This window comes from Agrobacterium sp. InxBP2 (assembly GCF_026191755.1).
In the GTDB taxonomy this organism is placed as follows: Bacteria; Pseudomonadota; Alphaproteobacteria; order Rhizobiales; family Rhizobiaceae; genus Agrobacterium; species Agrobacterium pusense.
In genome coordinates, this window is the sequence record NZ_JAINDY010000030.1 from 1 (window position 1) to 18,600 (window position 18,600).

General features: G+C 58.3%; 17 protein-coding genes, 1 tRNA gene and 1 riboswitch. Of the genes, 14 read left to right on the forward strand and 4 right to left on the reverse strand.

The window, feature by feature from the left end; genetic code table 11:
• Window positions 1-48: 48 nt before the first annotated feature.
• Both K7A42_RS15235 and recQ read left to right on the forward strand, forming a co-directional pair.
• A tRNA-Met gene (locus tag K7A42_RS15235) sits at window positions 49-125 on the forward strand.
• A 401-nt stretch (window positions 126-526) separates the two neighbouring features.
• A complete protein-coding gene (gene recQ, locus K7A42_RS15240; RefSeq protein WP_282455620.1) occupies window positions 527-2,335 on the forward strand; it encodes a DNA helicase RecQ in 1,809 nt (602 codons plus the stop codon).
• A 50-nt stretch (window positions 2,336-2,385) separates the two neighbouring features.
• On the opposite strand, the gene K7A42_RS15245 is transcribed toward recQ, so the two are convergent.
• A complete protein-coding gene (locus tag K7A42_RS15245; protein ID WP_004439004.1) occupies window positions 2,386-3,618 on the reverse strand; it encodes an ROK family transcriptional regulator in 1,233 nt (410 codons plus the stop codon).
• Between the two features lie 264 nt (window positions 3,619-3,882).
• Between K7A42_RS15245 and K7A42_RS15250 the strand changes: the two genes are divergently transcribed.
• The 8 genes from K7A42_RS15250 to nrdF all read left to right on the forward strand — a co-directional run bounded on the left by K7A42_RS15250 (window position 3,883) and on the right by nrdF (window position 12,070).
• Complete coding sequence (locus tag K7A42_RS15250) at window positions 3,883-4,905, forward strand: sugar ABC transporter substrate-binding protein (RefSeq protein ID WP_004439006.1); 1,023 nt, start codon at window positions 3,883-3,885, stop codon at window positions 4,903-4,905.
• Window positions 4,906-5,129: 224 nt separating this feature from the next.
• A complete protein-coding gene (locus tag K7A42_RS15255) occupies window positions 5,130-6,212 on the forward strand; it encodes an ABC transporter permease (RefSeq protein ID WP_004439008.1) in 1,083 nt (360 codons plus the stop codon).
• The gene (locus K7A42_RS15260) at window positions 6,212-6,994 is read left to right on the forward strand and encodes an ATP-binding cassette domain-containing protein (protein WP_004439010.1); all 783 of its coding nucleotides are present in this window, start codon (window positions 6,212-6,214) and stop codon (window positions 6,992-6,994) included. Before K7A42_RS15255 ends, K7A42_RS15260 begins: the two co-directional genes overlap by 1 nt.
• Complete coding sequence (locus K7A42_RS15265) at window positions 6,991-7,620, forward strand: nucleoside triphosphate hydrolase (RefSeq protein ID WP_022555336.1); 630 nt, start codon at window positions 6,991-6,993, stop codon at window positions 7,618-7,620. The genes K7A42_RS15260 and K7A42_RS15265 overlap by 4 nt, the downstream gene beginning before the upstream one ends.
• Window positions 7,621-7,752: 132 nt before the next feature.
• Window positions 7,753-7,977, forward strand: a riboswitch (cobalamin riboswitch).
• Window positions 7,978-8,273: 296 nt separating this feature from the next.
• The gene (gene nrdH / locus K7A42_RS15270; RefSeq protein ID WP_107339850.1) at window positions 8,274-8,495 is read left to right on the forward strand and encodes a glutaredoxin-like protein NrdH; all 222 of its coding nucleotides are present in this window, start codon (window positions 8,274-8,276) and stop codon (window positions 8,493-8,495) included.
• Window positions 8,496-8,506: 11 nt separating this feature from the next.
• Window positions 8,507-8,905, forward strand: a complete 399-nt coding sequence (gene nrdI / locus K7A42_RS15275; RefSeq protein WP_004439016.1) for a class Ib ribonucleoside-diphosphate reductase assembly flavoprotein NrdI — start codon at window positions 8,507-8,509, stop codon at window positions 8,903-8,905.
• Window positions 8,893-11,079 (forward strand): class 1b ribonucleoside-diphosphate reductase subunit alpha, encoded by a 2,187-nt coding sequence (gene nrdE, locus K7A42_RS15280; RefSeq protein ID WP_153776450.1) that lies wholly within the window; start codon window positions 8,893-8,895, stop codon window positions 11,077-11,079. The genes nrdI and nrdE overlap by 13 nt, the downstream gene beginning before the upstream one ends.
• Window positions 11,080-11,095: 16 nt before the next feature.
• On the forward strand, window positions 11,096-12,070 hold the full coding sequence (gene nrdF, locus K7A42_RS15285) for a class 1b ribonucleoside-diphosphate reductase subunit beta (RefSeq protein WP_282455506.1): 975 nt from the start codon (window positions 11,096-11,098) through the stop codon (window positions 12,068-12,070).
• Between the two features lie 25 nt (window positions 12,071-12,095).
• On the opposite strand, the gene K7A42_RS15290 is transcribed toward nrdF, so the two are convergent.
• Complete coding sequence (locus K7A42_RS15290; protein WP_022555341.1) at window positions 12,096-13,208, reverse strand: alpha/beta hydrolase; 1,113 nt, start codon at window positions 13,206-13,208, stop codon at window positions 12,096-12,098.
• A 152-nt stretch (window positions 13,209-13,360) separates the two neighbouring features.
• Here K7A42_RS15290 and recF point away from each other — a divergent pair, with 152 nt between their 5' ends.
• The 3 genes from recF to K7A42_RS15305 are packed head-to-tail and all read left to right on the forward strand — an operon-like array spanning window position 13,361 to window position 15,751.
• Window positions 13,361-14,488 (forward strand): DNA replication/repair protein RecF, encoded by a 1,128-nt coding sequence (recF, locus tag K7A42_RS15295; RefSeq protein ID WP_282455507.1) that lies wholly within the window; start codon window positions 13,361-13,363, stop codon window positions 14,486-14,488.
• Window positions 14,489-14,510: 22 nt separating this feature from the next.
• Entirely contained in the window at window positions 14,511-15,260 is a 750-nt protein-coding gene (locus tag K7A42_RS15300; protein ID WP_282455508.1) for a molybdopterin-synthase adenylyltransferase MoeB, read from the forward strand.
• A gap of 14 nt (window positions 15,261-15,274) precedes the next feature.
• Complete coding sequence (locus tag K7A42_RS15305; protein ID WP_282455509.1) at window positions 15,275-15,751, forward strand: GNAT family N-acetyltransferase; 477 nt, start codon at window positions 15,275-15,277, stop codon at window positions 15,749-15,751.
• 60 nt (window positions 15,752-15,811) lie between these two features.
• Here the strand turns inward: K7A42_RS15305 and K7A42_RS15310 are convergent, their stop codons facing one another.
• Window positions 15,812-16,816: a 2-hydroxyacid dehydrogenase gene (locus tag K7A42_RS15310; protein WP_004439034.1), complete on the reverse strand. Its 1,005-nt coding sequence runs from the start codon at window positions 16,814-16,816 to the stop codon at window positions 15,812-15,814.
• Between the two features lie 180 nt (window positions 16,817-16,996).
• On the opposite strand from K7A42_RS15310, the gene K7A42_RS15315 reads away from it, so the two are divergent.
• Entirely contained in the window at window positions 16,997-17,530 is a 534-nt protein-coding gene (locus K7A42_RS15315; RefSeq protein WP_034496360.1) for an SH3 domain-containing protein, read from the forward strand.
• Here the strand turns inward: K7A42_RS15315 and K7A42_RS15320 are convergent.
• Window positions 17,523-18,515, reverse strand: a complete 993-nt coding sequence (locus K7A42_RS15320) for an adenosine kinase (RefSeq protein WP_004439040.1) — start codon at window positions 18,513-18,515, stop codon at window positions 17,523-17,525. The two genes, K7A42_RS15315 and K7A42_RS15320, sit on opposite strands and share 8 nt — an antisense overlap.
• Window positions 18,516-18,600: the final 85 nt, after the last annotated feature.

An 18,600-nucleotide genomic window follows, 5' to 3' on the forward strand; every position in this document is an offset into this window, starting at 1 on the left:
TAAAGCAACGACGTAACCGCGACATTCGGCCTTGCCGAATGCGCTGGACGCGGGGTGGAGCAGCCCGGTAGCTCGTCAGGCTCATAACCTGAAGGCCGCAGGTTCAAATCCTGCCCCCGCAACCAAAATTACGAAGAAAGCCAACACGAAAGCCCTCTCCCAAAAGAGGGCTTTCTTGCGTTTTGGGCATAGCTCTACGACAGCACAAATCCGCCCCCGAGCACGCGCGCAAGTGGATGCACCCAAACACAGTCGAACACTCCGAAAACAACCCGGCTTCACAAAGTCTCGGATGCACCCTGGCCCGAAGCCGTGCAATCTGAAGCCATACAGGAAGCCGCTCGTTCCAAGCGTCCCTCCGGGGAGGACCCGACCGGATGGCTTGTGATGTTGGCGTGCCTCAAGCGGTTTCTGTACGCCAACGCCTGACGCAGCTTCTGTCTCTGTGGCCAATTCCACATTCGGGATTGCCATGGAACCGAAACTGGCGATGATGCGCCATCCTCCAGACACAGAAGAAGAAGCCGTGAACGACGATCCGTTGCAAATCCTCAAGGCCGTTTACGGCTATGACAGCTTCCGTGGGCGACAGGCGGAAATCATTCGGCATGTCACGTCCGGAAACAACGCCTTCGTGCTGATGCCGACGGGTGGCGGAAAGTCACTGTGTTACCAGATTCCGGCGCTCGCCCGCAAAGGCATGGGGCTGATCGTCTCGCCGCTGATCGCGTTGATGGTCGATCAGGTGGCGGCGCTTCGGCAGGCCGGCGTGCGGGCCGAGGCACTCAACTCCGACCTTTCGCCAGAAGAGCGGCGTGCGCTCTGGCAGGCCATGCGCTCCGGAAATGTCGATATTCTCTATGCTGCGCCGGAAACCCTTCTCAAACCGGAGGTTCTGGAGGCACTTCAATCCATTGATCTGTCGCTGATCGCTGTCGACGAGGCTCACTGCCTTTCGCAATGGGGGCACGACTTCCGTCCGCCCTATCGCCAACTCGATCTGCTTATCGAGCGTTTTCCGAATACGCCGCGCATGGCGCTGACGGCAACAGCCGACGAACCTACCCGCGCCGAGATCCTCGGCCATCTGGATATCAAAGAGGACGATGCCTTCATCGCGGGTTTCGATCGTCCCAATATCCGCTACGCGATCATGGAAAAGGATAATCCCCGCGCTCAACTCAGACGTTTTCTGAAAGACCGGGAAGACCAAAGCGGCATCGTTTACTGCCTGTCGAAACGCAAGGTCGAGGAAACGGCCGCCTGGCTGCGCGAAGAAGGACGTGACGCACTGCCTTATCATGCAGGCATGGACAAAGCCGCGCGGGAGGAGAACCAGACCCGTTTCCAGCACGGCGAAGCCGTCATCATCGTCGCGACGGTTGCCTTCGGCATGGGCATCGACAAACCGGACGTACGTTTTGTCGTCCATATTGATCTGCCCGGCAGCATTGAAGCCTATTATCAGGAGACCGGCCGCGCAGGCCGTGATGGTCTCCCGTCCGACGTGCTCATGCTCTACGGTTATGAAGACATTGCGTTGCGTAATCGTTTCATCGAGGAATCGGACGCCGCGGATCAGCGCAAACATATGGAGCGGCAGAAGCTCGACGCGCTGCTCGGTCTTGCGGAGACGGCAAGCTGCCGCAGGCAGATATTGCTTTCCTATTTCGGCGACAGATGCGAGCCATGCGGTAATTGCGATACATGCGCGGAGCCGCCGGATCTGTTCGACGGCGCCATAGCCGCCCAAAAACTGCTTTCCTGTATTTACCGCACCGGAGAAAGATTCGGACAAGCCTATGTCATCCGCGTCCTGCTGGGCCTCGAAGACGAAAGGATTTCCCGATTCGGGCATGATCGCATAACCACTTATGGCATCGGTAAGGAGCACGACAATCGCACCTGGCGCGCCATTCTTCGCCAGCTGGTCGCGTTGCGACTGATTGATGTCGATTTGTCCGGACATGGCGGATTGTCCATTTCCGCCGACGGGAGGCAGTTCCTGCGTGAAAAACCGTCGCTGATGCTGAGAATACCATCTGCGCCCCGTGCAGCCCGGCAGCAGGCGCCGCGAAACGCCGCATCTGCCGCCCTGCCAGACGCTGACCGCGGCCTCTTCGAGGTTCTGCGCGCAAAACGCATGGAAATTGCCCGCGCACAGAACGTTCCGCCTTATGTGATTTTTCACGATAAGACGCTCATCGAGCTTGCCGCCGCAAAACCTGTCTCCGTGAAGGATATGGCGCAGATTCCAGGCGTGGGGGATACCAAACTGGAACGTTACGGTCCGGCCTTTCTTGAGGCGATCATGCAGCATGCCGCCAGCGACTGACCGGCCGACACCCAGAGGAAATCCCGTCGGAATAAGTCACATAAGCCGGGTCAACCGGTCGTGTCTTTAAATAGAACGTTCTGATCGATGAGGTAACGGGAAAACAAGGGCAGGCTGGCGCCACCGATTGCACGCGCCTGGCTGCCGACGGCGCCTTCGACGATCTCCGGCAGCGTGACGCCCTGAAGATCGTGGCGTTTGAGCGCCTCCCGGGTGGCGGCAACGATCCTTGTCCTGACCCAGTCCGGAAAGCCGCCATCAATGATGACGCTGGAAAAATCGATGATGGATGCTGCGGCGATGACAGCCTGGGCTAGGGCTGCCGCAGTTTTTCCGATCCAGCTTTCCAGCGGCTCGCCAAAATCGATCCATTCGTCGGGCGAGAACCAGAGGGGGCGCGGATCGATGCCCCTTTCGCGCAGCATGTTCTCAAGAACGAAGATGGATGCGATTTTGAGGAGCTGAACGGTATTACCATCCTCCCCCTGGACGGGCAGTGGGCCGATTGCGCCTGCGGTACCGGTCTTTCCGGAAAACAGCGCTGAATTCAGGACCACGCCGCCGCCTATGAAGGAGCCGATAAAGACGTAGAGAAAATCGGTATAGTTCTGGCCGGCGCCAAATACCAGTTCAGCACCGCAGGCGCTGGTTGCGTCATTCTGCAGGAACACCGGGTAGCTGACGTTTTCGGCAATGCCCGCCCGAATATCGACATCCCGCCACCGTTCCATCTCAATCTGCGGCGCCCCGACCTCCTGCGCCCAGTTCCAGAGTTCGAACGGGGCGGCGATACCCACACCGGCTATTTTCTGCCGTTCTGCGGGGGAAAGCTTCGATTCCAGTTCGGCCATACCCTCGATCACGAAGGGCAATATCCATTCCGGCAGCGGATAGGGGTAGGTCCTGCGAAGCTTGAGCCTGATGTGGCCGACAAAATCCATCAACACCAGATCGACGCTGCGCCGGCCGATCTTGACACCGAAGGAGAACACGGCGTCGGGATTGAGGCGCATTGGGGTCGATGGTTGGCCGACCCTGCCGCGCAGCCTTTCGCCGCGGATGAGAAGTCCGTCCTTTTCGAGTGAGCGCATGATAACCGAAACGGTCTGCGCGGAGAGACCACAAAGTCTGGCAATTTCGGCTTTTGACAACCCGCCATGGCGGCGAACGAGGGAGAGCACAAGCCGCTCGTTATAAGCGCGCACACCGATCTGGTTGGCGCCACCGCTCATATCCATGGTAGTGGGCGGCGCTTGCTGCGCCGTCTCGACAGATTGTCTCATAATGTCATCCTCCCGCCTTCCATATCTGCCGCGGCCGATACAGCTGGCTTTATGGCAATCTTGCTATCGCAACGTAAACGTCATTGGCGATATTCCTCCATGCCGGGCCTCAGAATGCCACACAGAATTAATAATTCAATCGGATTTATTTATTGACAGCCGTTTCCTTTGGTGGTTCCATCGGAGCTAACGATCATTGTTCTCGGAGGAGACGAGATCGTCGGGTAGCCGAATAGGTGCTCAAATATCCATTGGGAGGATCTCATGAAGACCACTGTTTCCGCTCTTCTGGGCGCGCTTGCGCTTGGCGTTTCTTTCGCTTCCGCCGCTTCCGCCGCCGACACATCTGTTTGCCTCATCACCAAGACCGACACCAATCCATTCTTCGTCAAGATGAAGGAAGGCGCGACTGCCAAGGCCAAGGAGCTTGGTGTGACGCTGAAATCCTACGCAGGCAAGATCGACGGCGATTCCGAAAGCCAGGTCGCAGCGATCGAGACCTGCATCGCCGATGGCGCCAAAGGTATTCTGATCACAGCATCGGATACCAAAGGCATCGTTCCGGCCGTGCAGAAGGCACGTGATGCGGGGCTTCTGGTCATTGCCCTCGACACGCCTCTGGAGCCTGTCGATGCCGCTGATTCCACCTTTGCCACCGACAATCTTCTGGCTGGCGAGCTGATCGGTAAGTGGGCCGCCGGCACGCTGGGCGACAAGGCCAAGGACGCAAAAATCGCCTTCCTCAACCTCACTCCTTCCCAGCCGACTGTGGATGTGCTGCGCAACCAGGGCTTCATGAAGGGCTTTGGCATTGATGTGAAGGACATCAACAAGATCGGTGACGAGAACGACCCGCGTATCGTCGGCCACGATGTCACCAATGGTAACGAGGAAGGCGGCCGTGCGGCGATGGAGAATTTGCTGCAGAAGGACCCGACCATCAATGTCGTCCACACCATCAACGAACCTGCGGCTGCCGGCGCTTATGAGGCGCTGAAGGCCGTCGGCCGTGAAAAGGACGTGCTGATCGTTTCCGTCGATGGTGGTTGCCCGGGCGTCAAGAACGTCGCGGAGGGCGTTATCGGCGCGACCTCGCAGCAATATCCGCTGCTGATGGCGGCGCTTGGCGTCGAAGCCGTCAAGAAGTTTGCGGACACGGGTGAAAAGCCGAAGCCGACAGCAGGCAAGAACTTTGTCGACACCGGCGTGACGCTGGTAACCGACAAGCCGGTCAAGGGCCTCGACTCGATCGATACGAAGGAAGGTCTCAACAAATGCTGGGGCTGATGCATCACCGTTGAAACCCGCGGGGGCATTCGTGCCCCCGCCCTTGGGCCAGAATGAATATCAGGCACGATCCGGGGGATCGGACAAAGGAACAAACGAGCGCGTTGCGCGCCCTTCGGGGATGACAAAGGCCGCTTCAACACTTTGAAATCTACGCATCACTCTCTTTGGAGATAGACCTCGGTGTCAGGGCGGATGCGATGGAGCGATCGGGAGGAAAATCCATGAGCGATCAGCCGGTGCGGGCTCAGCCGCATAATGAATTTGAAAAAGTGCTCTCCGGAAGTTCGACGCAGGTCGCCGCTTTCGATACGCACGACAAGAGCGCGCTGGAAAAATTCCAGCACTTTCTCCATTCCAGCCCGGCGGCAGTGCCGCTTATCGTTCTGGTGCTGTCGCTGATTATTTTCGGCCTGCTCCTTGGAGGCAAGTTTTTCTCGGCCTTCTCGCTGACCCTCATCCTGCAGCAGGTCGCGATCGTCGGCATAGTCGGCGCGGCACAGTCGCTGGTCATCCTGACGGCGGGCATCGACCTTTCGGTCGGCGCGATCATGGTTCTGTCCTCGGTCGTCATGGGGCAGTTCACTTTCCGTTACGGTCTGCCAGCGGAGCTCTCCATTCTCTGTGGTCTCGCCGTTGGCGCATTTTGCGGCTTCATAAACGGCGTTCTGGTTTCGCGCATGCGCCTGCCGCCTTTTATCGTCACGCTTGGCATGTGGCAGATCGTGCTCGCGACCAACTTCCTCTATTCCGCAAATGAGACGATCCGGGCTCAGGACATTGCCCAGCAGGCACCGATCCTGCAATTTTTCGGCGCCAATCTTCGTATAGGCAATGCGGTGTTCACTTACGGCGTCATCGCCATGGTTCTGCTTGTTGCTCTGCTCTGGTATGTCCTGAACCGCACCGCCTGGGGCCGCCATCTTTATGCCGTGGGTGACGATCCGGATGCCGCAGAGCTCGCCGGTGTCAACGTCAAACGTATGCTGACCACTGTTTACACCCTGTCAGGCCTCATCTGCGCCTTTGCCGGTTGGGCTCTCATCGGCCGCATCGGGTCGGTTTCACCGACTGCTGGCCAATTCGCCAACATCGAATCCATCACGGCGGTGGTTATCGGCGGTCTGTCACTGTTCGGTGGACGCGGCTCCATCATGGGCATGATCTTCGGCGCCCTGATCGTCGGCGTCTTTTCGCTCGGCCTCAGGCTTATCGGGACAGACCCGCAATGGACCTATCTGTTGATCGGCGTCCTCATCATCTTGGCTGTCGCAATCGACCAGTGGATCAGAAAGGTAGCAGGCTGATGACAAAAGAACCCATTCTCACAGCACGCAATCTCGTTAAGCGCTATGGCCGTGTGACCGCCCTGGATCACGCCGATTTCGATCTCTACCCGGGCGAAATCCTGGCCGTGATCGGCGACAACGGCGCCGGAAAATCCTCTCTCATCAAGGCGATTTCAGGCGCGGTTACGCCCGATGAGGGGGAAATCCGGCTGGAGGGCCAGCCTGTGCAGTTCCGTTCGCCGATTGAGGCGCGCAAGGCGGGTATTGAGACCGTCTATCAAAACCTGGCCTTGTCTCCTGCACTTTCCATAGCCGACAATATGTTTCTTGGCCGGGAAATCCGTAAGCCCGGCATACAGGGCAGCCTCTTCCGCGCGCTGGATCGTCCGGCAATGGAAAAATTCGCCCGCGAAAAACTGTCGGAACTCGGCCTGATGACGATCCAGAACATCAATCAGGCGGTGGAAACCCTCTCGGGCGGTCAGCGCCAGGGCGTCGCGGTGGCACGTGCAGCCGCCTTCGGTTCCAAGGTCGTGATCCTCGACGAACCGACTGCCGCGCTTGGGGTAAAGGAAAGCCGCCGTGTCCTGGAACTTATTCTCGACGTGCGTTCCCGCGGCCTGCCGATCGTTCTGATCTCGCATAACATGCCGCATGTTTTCGAGGTTGCCGACCGCATCCATATCCATCGGCTTGGCAAGCGCCTGTGCGTCATCAACCCGAAGGACTATTCCATGTCGGATGCCGTCGCCTTCATGACCGGTGCCAAGGAAGCACCGAAGGAAACGCTCGCCGCATGACGCTGAAGCTTGAGACGATCGTCGAAGAGGTTCTTCAGCGGGCAGAAGGCCACTCCCGTTTCATCGTCGCGATTGCCGGTCCCCCTGGGGCCGGCAAATCCACGTTGGCGGATGCTCTTTGCGACGCCTTGCGCGCACGGGGCGAAACGGCCGCCATTCTGCCCATGGACGGCTTCCATATGGACAATGGCATCCTCGAAGAGCGAGGACTGCTGCCAAGGAAGGGTGCGCCGGAAACATTCGATGTGCGTGGCTTCCTCGATATCGTCTCCGCCGTTCGCAAGGGTGGGCAGGAGGTGCTTGTCCCGGTGTTTGATCGCTCCCGTGAAATCGCCATTGCGTCTGCCCGTGCGATTGCTCCGGAAACACGCTTCATCCTCGCCGAGGGCAATTATCTGTTGCTGAACGAAGCGCCCTGGACAAACCTTTCCGGGAGCTTTGATCTCACTATCTTCGTGGGTCCGTCCGTCGCGGTGCTGGAAGAGAGGCTGCGAAACAGATGGCTGGGTTATGGTCTCGATGCAGCTCAGATCCACGCCAAGCTTTTCGCAAACGATCTTCCCAACGGGAAAAGGGTGATCGAAAACGCCCGTCCCGCCGATATCCACATCGATATCTGGGAATAGATTAACATCTTCATCTCCCACGCGGTGTGTCCGGCCCGCCGTTAAGTCATTGTTGACCATGTGTTGAATCTTTTTGATCCACAGGGCGGGGCTTTTGTGTGTCTATTTATTGACGAGAAAATTTCCTCATATACTATATGTGGTGTTCGAGGTTCTTCCGATTCGCAAGGATTGGGAGCTAAGACGGGAATTCGGTGCGTGACGCCATCGTGGTGAAGCAAGGCCGAAACTGCCCCCGCAACTGTAAGCGGCGAGCATCGTTCCGATTTGAGTCACTGGAGCTGAGCGCTCCGGGAAGGCCGGAATAGATGTTGTGACCCGCAAGTCAGGAGACCTGCCTTGAGCGCAAACGTCCACGGGCGGGGTGTCCGGAGGAAGGTGTAGACGCAGATGATTTGCGTGCGCCCTTTTCTGCCCCCCTCCAGAACAAGCTTCGGGGTGAAGTCATGCAAGTGCATATTTTTGAGTTGCTACGCTCGTCTGCGTAGGGAGTGATTTTCTGCGGCTTTCAGCAGTTCCAGGAGAACCAGTCGGAGTTCCCGAGAAAACTCCGAGAGAGCACGCCCCACCTGAATGACAAAACCACCGCCGCCCGATTGCGATTGCAATCGGCAACGCATTGCCGCGTCCAAAATAGCTTCGAAAGGGAAATTATGACCATCACCGTTTACAGCAAACCCGCCTGCGTCCAGTGCACCGCCACCTATCGCGCGCTTGACCGTATGGGCGTTCCCTATGAGATCGTCGATATTTCCGAAGATGCTGACGCTCTCGATCATGTCCGTGGTCTCGGTTACATGCAGGTTCCGGTGGTGGTTGCCGGCGAACGCCATTGGGCGGGGTTCCGGCCGGACATGATCGGCTCGATCGGCTGAGGCGGCAGGCGATGGGTCTGATCGTCTATTATTCCAGTCGTTCCGAAAACACCCATCGTTTCCTTCTGAAACTGGGGCGGCGGTTGCTTCGCCTGCCGCTCGGCGCTGAGGATGACGTGCCTCAGGTGTCGGAACCCTATGTGCTCGTCACGCCCACCTATGGCGGCGGCGGCACCAAGGGTGCCGTGCCGAAGCCGGTCATCCGGTTTTTAAACGAGCCCTCCAACCGCAATCTCATTCGCGGCGTCATCGCGGCGGGAAACACTAATTTTGGCGCAGCTTTCGCATCCGCCGGAGATATCGTCTCGCGCAAATGCGCAGTGCCGTTTCTCTATCGCTTCGAGCTTCTCGGCACTGAGGAGGATGTCGCCAACGTCAAACATGGATTGGAACGATTTTGGACACGCTGACCGCTAACGCGCTGCGCAAGGACACCAAACAGCCAACAGCCGCAAGCCAGACGCCGCTCGATGCAGGCCTGGACTACCACGCGCTGAACGCGATGTTGAACCTTTATGACGAGAACGGAAAAATCCAGCTCGACAAGGATCGTCTTGCTGCCCGTCAATATTTCCTCCAGCACGTCAACCAGAACACGGTGTTTTTCCATAACCTCAGGGAAAAGCTCGATTATCTGGTAGCGGAGGGCTACTACGAACAGGAGGTGCTGGACCAGTACTCCTTCAATTTCGTTCGTGACCTCTATGACGAGGCCTATGCCCGGAAGTTTCGCTTTCCGACCTTCCTCGGTGCGTTCAAATATTACACCTCCTACACGCTGAAGACCTTCGACGGAAAACGTTATCTGGAGCGTTACGAGGATCGCGTCTGCATGGTGGCGCTTTCCCTTGCGCGCGGTGATGAGCAGCTGGCACGCAATCTGGTCGACGAGATCATTTCCGGCCGCTTCCAGCCGGCGACCCCGACGTTCCTGAACGCGGGCAAGAAGAGCCGCGGCGAGCTGGTCTCCTGTTTCCTGCTGCGCGTGGAAGACAATATGGAAAGCATCGGCCGCTCCATCAATTCGGCGCTGCAGCTCTCCAAGCGCGGTGGCGGCGTTGCCCTTTCACTGACCAATATTCGCGAGGCTGGCGCGCCGATCAAACAGATCGAAAACCAGTCCTCCGGTGTCATACCCGTGATGAAGCTGCTGGAAGATTCGTTTTCCTATGCCAACCAGCTCGGCGCCCGCCAGGGTGCGGGTGCTGTCTATCTGCATGCCCACCATCCCGACATCATGCGTTTCCTCGATACCAAGCGTGAAAACGCCGACGAAAAAATCCGCATCAAGACCCTGTCGCTCGGCGTCGTCATCCCCGACATCACCTTCGAGCTCGCCCGTAACAACGAGGATATGTATCTGTTCTCTCCCTATGATGTGGAGCGGGTCTACGGCGTGCCCTTCACCGAAATCTCGGTGACGGAAAAATACCACGAGATGGTCGCCGACAGCCGCATCCGCAAGAAGAAGATCAAGGCGCGCGAATTCTTCCAGGTGATCGCCGAAATCCAGTTCGAGAGCGGTTATCCCTACATCATGTTTGAGGATACGGTGAACCGCGCCAATCCGATTGCCGGTCGCATCAGCATGAGCAATCTCTGCTCGGAAATCCTGCAGGTCAGCGAAGCGAGCGCGTTCAACGCCGATCTCTCCTATAGTCACATGGGCAAGGATATTTCCTGCAATCTCGGTTCATTGAATATCGCCGCGGCAATGGATTCGGCCGATTTCGGGAAGACCATTGAAACCTCCATCAGGGCACTGACGGCGGTGTCGGACATGAGCCACATCTCCTCCGTTCCGTCTGTTGAAAAGGGAAATGACGAAAGCCATGCCATCGGGCTCGGTCAGATGAACCTGCACGGTTATCTGGCGCGCGAGCGCATCTTTTATGGCTCGGAGGAAGGCATAGATTTCACCAACATCTATTTCTACACCGTGACGTATCACGCTATCCGCGCCAGCAACCGGCTGGCGGTGGAAAGAGGCCAGAGCTTCAAGGGCTTTGAAAACTCCAAATATGCCTCGGGCGAATATTTCGCCAAATATACCGACCGGGAATGGTTGCCCGCGACGGAAAAGGTCCGCGACTTGTTCGAAAAGGCCGGTATCGCCATTCCGACCCAGGAAGACTGGAAGATCTTGAAGCAGGAGGTCATGGCATCAGGCCTCTATAACCAGAACCTTCAGGCCGTGCCGCCGACAGGCTCGATCTCCTATATCAACCACTCCACATCCTCCATACATCCAATCGTTTCGAAGATCGAAATCCGTAAAGAGGGCAAGATCGGCCGAGTTTATTACCCGGCTTCTTATCTCTCGAACGACAATCTCGAATATTATCAGGATGCCTACGAGATCGGTCCTGAAAAGATCATCGACACCTATGCGGCGGCCACCCAGCATGTCGATCAGGGCCTGTCTCTGACGCTGTTCTTCCGTGATACGGCCACGACCCGCGACATCAACCGGGCACAGATTTATGCCTGGAAGAAGGGCATCAAGACCATCTACTACATCCGTTTGCGCCAGATGGCGCTGGAAGGCACGCAGGTTCAGGGCTGCGTTTCCTGCACGCTCTGATTTGAGGGAAAAGTCCATGAACATCGCCGTAAAACCCGTGTCCCGCATCCGCGCGGTCAACTGGAACCGCATCGAGGACGACAAGGACCTGGAAGTCTGGAACCGCCTGACCTCGAATTTCTGGCTGCCGGAAAAGGTGCCGCTTTCCAACGACATCCCCTCCTGGGGAACACTGAGGCCCGAGGAGCAGAAACTGACGATCCGTGTCTTCACCGGCCTGACATTGCTGGACACAATCCAGAACGGCGTCGGCGCGGTGCGCCTGATGGCAGATTCGGCAACACCGCATGAGGAGGCGGTTCTCTCCAACATTACATTCATGGAAGCGGTGCACGCCCGTTCCTATTCGTCGATCTTCTCGACGCTGTGCCTCACGCCTGACGTCGATGATGCCTATCGCTGGTCGGAGGAAAACGAGTTCCTGCAGCGCAAATCCGCGCTGATCATGCGGGAATATGACAGCGGCGATCCGCTGAAGAAAAAGATCGCCAGCGTGTTTCTGGAGAGCTTCCTGTTCTATTCCGGCTTCTATCTGCCGATGTTCTGGTCAAGCCGCGCCAAGCTTACCAACACGGCGGACCTGATCCGCCTCATCATCCGCGACGAGGCCGTGCACGGCTATTATATCGGCTACAAGTTCCAAAGGGCGGTAGACCGCCTTAATGAAAACGAAAGGCAGGAGATCAAGGATTTCGCCTTCGACCTGCTTCTTGAGCTTTACGATAACGAGGCAAAATATACCGAGGACCTCTATGACGGCGTCGGCCTGACCGAGGACGTCAAGCAGTTCCTGCACTACAACGCCAATAAGGCCCTGATGAATCTGGGTTACGAGGCACTGTTTCCCGCCGAGGCTTGCCGGGTCAATCCGGCGATCCTTTCAGCGCTCTCGCCCAATGCAGATGAGAACCACGACTTCTTCTCCGGCTCCGGCTCGTCCTACGTCATCGGCAAGGCGGTCGCGACCGAGGACGAAGACTGGGACTTTTGAAACCTTTGGGCAACCCGCAGTATTTTCACTGCGGGTTCACCACTTGGCTGGCAAGCCGGAAGGGGCTCGATACGGTCGCGCCGATGGCATCGAACACGAAAGCGCCCGCACGGCCGATGCCGTTTTGTCCATTGCCGTTGCGGCTTGCCTCCAGCTGCGGCACGAGTGACGCCAAAGCAGCATAGCGGTCGTGGTTGAGCGGGTCAGACGCCTTCAGCTTGGAAATATCCACGAACTGAACGCCCTCCTTGAGGGCGGCGTCCTGCACCTTCGGATCCGTGACGTCAAGTGCGCCGATCCGCGTGACGTCTGCGCCCAGTATGGAGGAGGCTTTCAGGGCGCGGTCGTCCTTGGAAACCAGAACGGTGAGCGGCGGGTTGAGCCGGCCAACCACCTCGATCTGTTTGCGGAAGACATCGGCATCGATGTCGGGCGCGGCAAGAACCACCTGCAGCTTGGCAATAACGTCGCTTCGCCCCTCGAAACGCAATTGGCGTAGCGCTTCCATGACCAGCCAGCCGCCCATGCTATGGCCGAAAACGACAATGTTCTTGCGTGGAGAACGGCGTGTGAGGTCTGTCAGCAGATTGGCGAGTGCGTCACGGGAGTAGGTCGCCGATTCCTTGTCGGCAACGTAGCCGGCGACATTCGCCTGCGAGGGCCAGGAAAATACCAGCGGCACACCATCCAGATTGGCATCGGCTGCCATCTGCGCTGCCCGGAAAAGCGCTTCCTGATAGCTGTAATTATAGCCATGCACGAAAAGCGCAATCTGCTTGCCGGAGCGGGTGATATCTCCGAGGTCATCGTTGAAACGAGCCTTGCTCAACATCTGCGCCTGCGTGACGACAAAATCCTTCTTCGCGTCGGGTTTGCCGGTCGACCACTCAATTTTTCCGCTCTTGTGGGTGGGTGGTATCGAAATGTCGAAGCGGGCATAATTCGGTTCGGCCGCTCTGAGCGCACTGAAGCCCTTTTTGGCCTCCTCGCTTTTTTCGCGCGTGCTTGCCACATAGGCGGTCACGATTTTGGCATCCTTCGCCCTGGTGTCGACCGCTTGCAGCACGTCCGCTCCCGGCCGTCCGGCGCAGGAGGAAAGAAGACCGAGCATGATGAAAAGAGGCAGAAGGAGACGCATGGAAGAGTTACCGGTGATAACGAACCGGCTATAAATAGCCGCCCGCTAAAAAAGTTGCCACTACTGAATAATTCGCATGGTTTCGGCGCTAGGCAATAAACATGGACAAGAGCCGCCTTGCCATCGGGGCAGCTTCGTTTTAGGCCGTAACCATGACGAACAAGGTCTCGCTTTCCCGACTGAAACTCACGGACTTCCGCAACTACGCGGTGGCGTCGCTTTCCCTGGATGACCGCCATGTGGTGCTGACCGGCGACAATGGGTCCGGCAAGACCAACCTTCTGGAGGCGGTGTCGTTTCTGTCGCCCGGACGCGGACTTCGCCGCGCGGTCCTGTCCGACGTCACGCGCGTGGGTGCGCAAGCCACCGGCTTTTCGATTTTCGCAGATGTCGATGGCATGGATGGCGAGGTCGCGATCGGCACGGGGATTGAAGGCGACGGCGAGGTGGTGTCGCGCCGGCTGCGGCTGAACGGCACGGCAGTCAAATCGGTCGATGAATTGACCGACCATCTACGTGTCCTGTGGCTCACCCCCGCCATGGACGGCCTTTTTACAGGCTCATCGTCTGACCGCCGGCGTTTCCTTGACCGACTTGTGCTATCGCTTGATCCCGCCCATGGTCGACGCGCCAGCGATTTTGACAAAGCTATGCGTGGGCGTAACAGACTGCTTTCCGAGGGCCGTTTTGATCCGGTCTGGCTGGATGGTATCGAAAAGCAGATGGCTGAACTCGGCATCTCCATGGCAGTTGCCCGTTATGAGATGCTCGGCCTGCTCCGGAGTTTGATCGAAGGGCGGACGGGCGATGCGGCCTTTCCCTCTGCGACGCTGTCGCTTTCCGGCTTTATGGATGATGGCCTGAACCGTCCCGCCGTCGATCTGGAAGACGAATATGGCTTGATGCTGCGTGAAGGTCGCTACCGGGACGCCGCCGCCGGGCGCACGCTTGATGGGCCGCACCGTGTCGATCTCTTCGTGCGGCATGCGGAAAAGGACATGGAAGCCGAACGCTGTTCGACGGGGGAGCAGAAGGCGCTGCTGGTGGGTCTGGTGCTCGCGCATGCGCAGCTGACCGCCAACATGACGGGTTATGCACCGGTTCTGCTGCTGGACGAGATTGCCGCTCATCTGGACGAGGGCAGGCGGGCGGCCCTGTTCGATCTCATCCACGCGCTGGGGGGACAGAGTTTCATGACTGGAACGGATGCGGCCATGTTCTCCGCCCTTGGCGAGCGGGCACAATTCTTCAATGTATCCCACGGGAGCATCACCGCATGAAGGCAAAGAGAGGGAGTGCGACATGGACCCGCTGAGCCCGGAAGAAATAGAACGCTACAAACGCCATATCCTGCTGCCGGAAATCGGCGGTGCAGGCCAGCAACGGCTGAAGGCCGCGCGCGTGCTGGTCATCGGGGCGGGTGGTCTTGGCGCGCCGGTGCTTCATTATCTCGCCGCCGCCGGCGTCGGCACACTCGGCATGATCGACGATGACGTCGTGTCTCTCTCCAACCTTCAGCGCCAGGTGATCCACGATAGCGGGACGATAGGCGAGCAGAAGACGGAAAGTGCCCGAAAGGCCATTGCTCGCCTCAATCCTCATGTGCGTACAATCGTGTATGAAGACCGCTTTTCGCAGGTCTGGGCGCATGATCATTTGCAATCTTTCGATCTCCTGATTGACGGATCGGACAATTTCGACACTCGATATTCCGCAGCGGACGCGGCGGAAACGGCAAAAAGGCCGCTGGTGACGGGCGCCGTTGGCCGTTTTGATGGTTCTGTGACGGTGCTGAAGCCCTATGAAACAAATGCCGAAGGCACTTTGCTGCCCGGCTATCGTGACCTGTTTCCCGAGCCGCCGCCGCAGGGGCTCATCCCGAATTGTGCGGAAACAGGGATTGTCGGCGCGCTGACCGGCGTTATCGGCACGCTGATGGCCATGGAGGCGATCAAGCTGATCACCGGTGCCGGCGAACCGCTGATTGGCCGTCTGCTCCTCTATGACGCCCTGTCGGCGCGTTTCGAAACAGTGCGATACAAGCGGCGTTAAGGGACAAAGAAAACATGATGGAAATCAAAAGAATTGGCGACGACTTCGACCGCTGGCATGAATTGCTGGCGCTTATCATGACGTCCTTCGCTTACATGGATGGCGTCATCGACCCACCATCTTCAGCCCATCGCTTGACGCCTGAAAATCTTGCCGAAAAGGCAAGGGCGGAGATTGCTTTCGTAGTTTTGGACGGGAATGACCCGCTGGGCTGCCTTTTCTGCAGGCCGGAGCTGCCATCCTGTCTTTACGTCGGTAAATTGTGCGTTTCCCCGAAAGCGCAGGGAAAGGGCATCGGTAAAATGTTGCTGGCGCAAGCCGAGGCCCTGGCCCGTGAACTGGCGCTGCCGGCGCTACGGCTGGAAACCCGGATTGAGCTTGTCGCCAATCATGCAAAGTTCGGGGCTTGGGGTTTCGTCAAGACGGCAGAAAATGCCCATGCGGGATATGATCGCACGACCTCGATCGAGATGACCAAGATCCTCGGCTGAAGCGACTTCCCTCCGGCGCGATTGACAAGAACCGGGAGGTCCGATCTTCGGGCCTCTGTTTCAGTTTCGCCCGGGCAACACCCGGTTCGGCGGGCGGTGACCATCGAACAGCGTGCGGATATTGATGATGACCTTGTCACCCATCTCGATGCGGCCTTCGATTGTCGCTGAACCCATATGTGGAAGCAGCACCACCTTGCCTTCCTTGGCAAGCTTGATGAGCTTGGGGTTCACCGCAGGCTCGTTCTCGTAGACATCCAGTCCAGCGCCGGCGATCTTGCCCTCGCGCAGGCACTGGATCATCGCTGCCTCATCGATGATGTCGCCCCGCGCGGTATTGACGATGTAGCTCGTCGGCTGCATCAGCGCGAGCCGCCGGGCGGAAATAAGGTGATAGGTCGCGGGCGTCGAGGGGCAGTTGACCGAAACGATGTCCACCCGCGCGAGCATCTGGTCGAGACTGTCCCAATAGGTCGCTTCGAGCTCCGCCTCCGTCGCCGGATTGACGCGTTTGCGGTTGTGATAGTGAATGGAAAGCCCGAAAGCCTTGGCGCGCCGTGCCACCGCGGTGCCGATGCGGCCCATCCCGACAATACCGATACGCTTGCCGGAAATGCGCCGTCCCAGCATCCAGGTTGGTGACCAGCCGAGCCACTCATCCGCGCCATTGGCAAGCACGCGTGTGCCCTCGATCATGCGGCGCGGTACGGCCAGCACCAGCGCCATGGTGATATCGGCGCTGTCCTCGGTCAGTACGTTGGGCGTGTTCGTCACGGTGATGCCCTTGCGGGCCGCGGCGTCCACATCCACATGGTCGATGCCGTTGGAGAAACTCGCGATCAGCTTCAGCTGCGGTCCAGCCTGCTCGATCATCGGGGCGGTAATGCGATCGGTGACCGTTGGCACCAGCACGTCCACCCGCTGCATGGCGGCGACCAGTTCTTCCTCGCTGCGCGGGGTGTCATCGATATTGAGTTCTGCGTCGAAAAGTTCGCGCATTCGGGTTTCGACGACATCAGGCAATTTGCGGGTGATATAGACTGTCGGTCTCTTCTTGGGGGTCATCGTTTGCCGCTGCCTTGTTCAGAAGTCATTAACCAGAAAGAGCGATAATTTCTTTCAATCAGGGCGTTTCTACCAGACCCACCGGCGAAGACAAACAAAACTCGCTGAAGCTTGAGGCATGTGGAAACGGGCCTCCTTAAATATCATCCGGTTTGCAGAAGGCGGGAAACGGAAATGGGCATGCGCAGTGTGGTTTCTATTGTTTGCATTGCATTGTCTTTGGGCCTCCTCGGTGCGGCAACCGACGCCATGGCGCAGGGCGCCGCGAAAGGCGCCAGCGGCCTGCCGCTGCCGCGTTTCGTCAGCCTGAAATCCAAACGCGTGAACATGCGCATCGGTCCGAGCACGGATTACGCCGTGTCATGGATGTATCTGAAATCCGGGATGCCGGTCGAGATCATCCAGGAATATGAAAACTGGCGGCGCATCCGTGATGCCGATGGGACGGAAGGCTGGGTCAACCAGGCCCTTCTCTCCGGTGAGCGCACGGCCGTCGCTGCCCCATGGATGCGCGGCAAGGGCAAGGAAGTCTATGTCAACATGCGTCGCGAGGCGCAGTCCGGCGCAGCCGTCGTGGCACGGCTTGAGCCGGGCGTGGTCTTCAGGATCGGCGAATGCAATGGGGACTGGTGTCGCGCCGAGGCCGGTCAGGCCTCGGGCTGGGTTTCGCAGGGCGAAATCTGGGGTGCTTACCCGGGTGAAGCCTTTAAATAAGGCCGTGCTTCTCGCCAAGCGCCTTCAGCGATGACATGGGACGAGGCCCGACCTGCTGAATGACAGCGGCAGCCGCAAGGCAGCCAAGCTTGCCGCAATCTTCGAGCGACCGGTCCTGCGTATAACCGAACAGGAAGCCGGCGGCGAAAAGATCGCCCGCACCCGTCGTGTCGACCACGTCATGCACGGGATAGGCATCCACCTTCACGCGTTCCGTGCCGCGCAGGATAACCGCGCCTTCTTCGCTCATCGTCACCGCCGCGATCTTGCAGTCGGCGGCGATCCTGGTCAGCGCAAGCTCGAAGTCGTCGGTTTCATAAAGGGAAAGCGCTTCCTGCTTGTTGGCGAAAACGATATCCACTGTGCCGGAGCGCATCAGATCGAGAAACTCCTCACGGTAACGGCCGACGCAGAAACTGTCGGAAAGCGTCATGGAAACTTCGCGGCCGTTTTCATGAGCAATGCGGGCGCATTCGCGGATCGCATCCTTGGCGCGCGGCGGATCCCACAGATAACCCTCGAAATAGGTGACCTTGGTCTGCGCCACCACGTCATCTTCCACATCCTCAGGGCCCAGATCGACGCAGGCGCCGAGATAGGTGTTCATCGAACGCTCGCCATCTTCAGTCACGAAGATCATCGAACGGGCCGTTGGCGGAAAGGTGCCTTGCGGTTTGGTTTCGAAGTAAACGCCCTGAGCGCGGATGTCGTGCTGGAAGATTTCGCCGAGCTGGTCTTCCGCCACCTTGCCGAAATAGGCAGCCTTACCGCCGAAATTCGCCACACCCGCCGCCGTATTGCCAGCGCTGCCGCCGGAGGCTTCGAGAGCCGGCCCCATCAGCGAATAAAGCAGCTCTGCCCGTTCTGCGTCTATGAGGTTCATCGCCCCTTTGGTAATGGCATTGTCGTTGAGAAAGCGGTCATCGCAGCGGGAAATGATGTCGACGATGGCATTGCCGACAGTCAGTACGTCAAATTTCGTCATTGGCCCTATCCGGTTCGCACGGGGTGTGCGTCTTTTCTCAAAGGTCTTAAACATTTCTGGCTGCAAGAAAAGCCTAAAGCGGAAA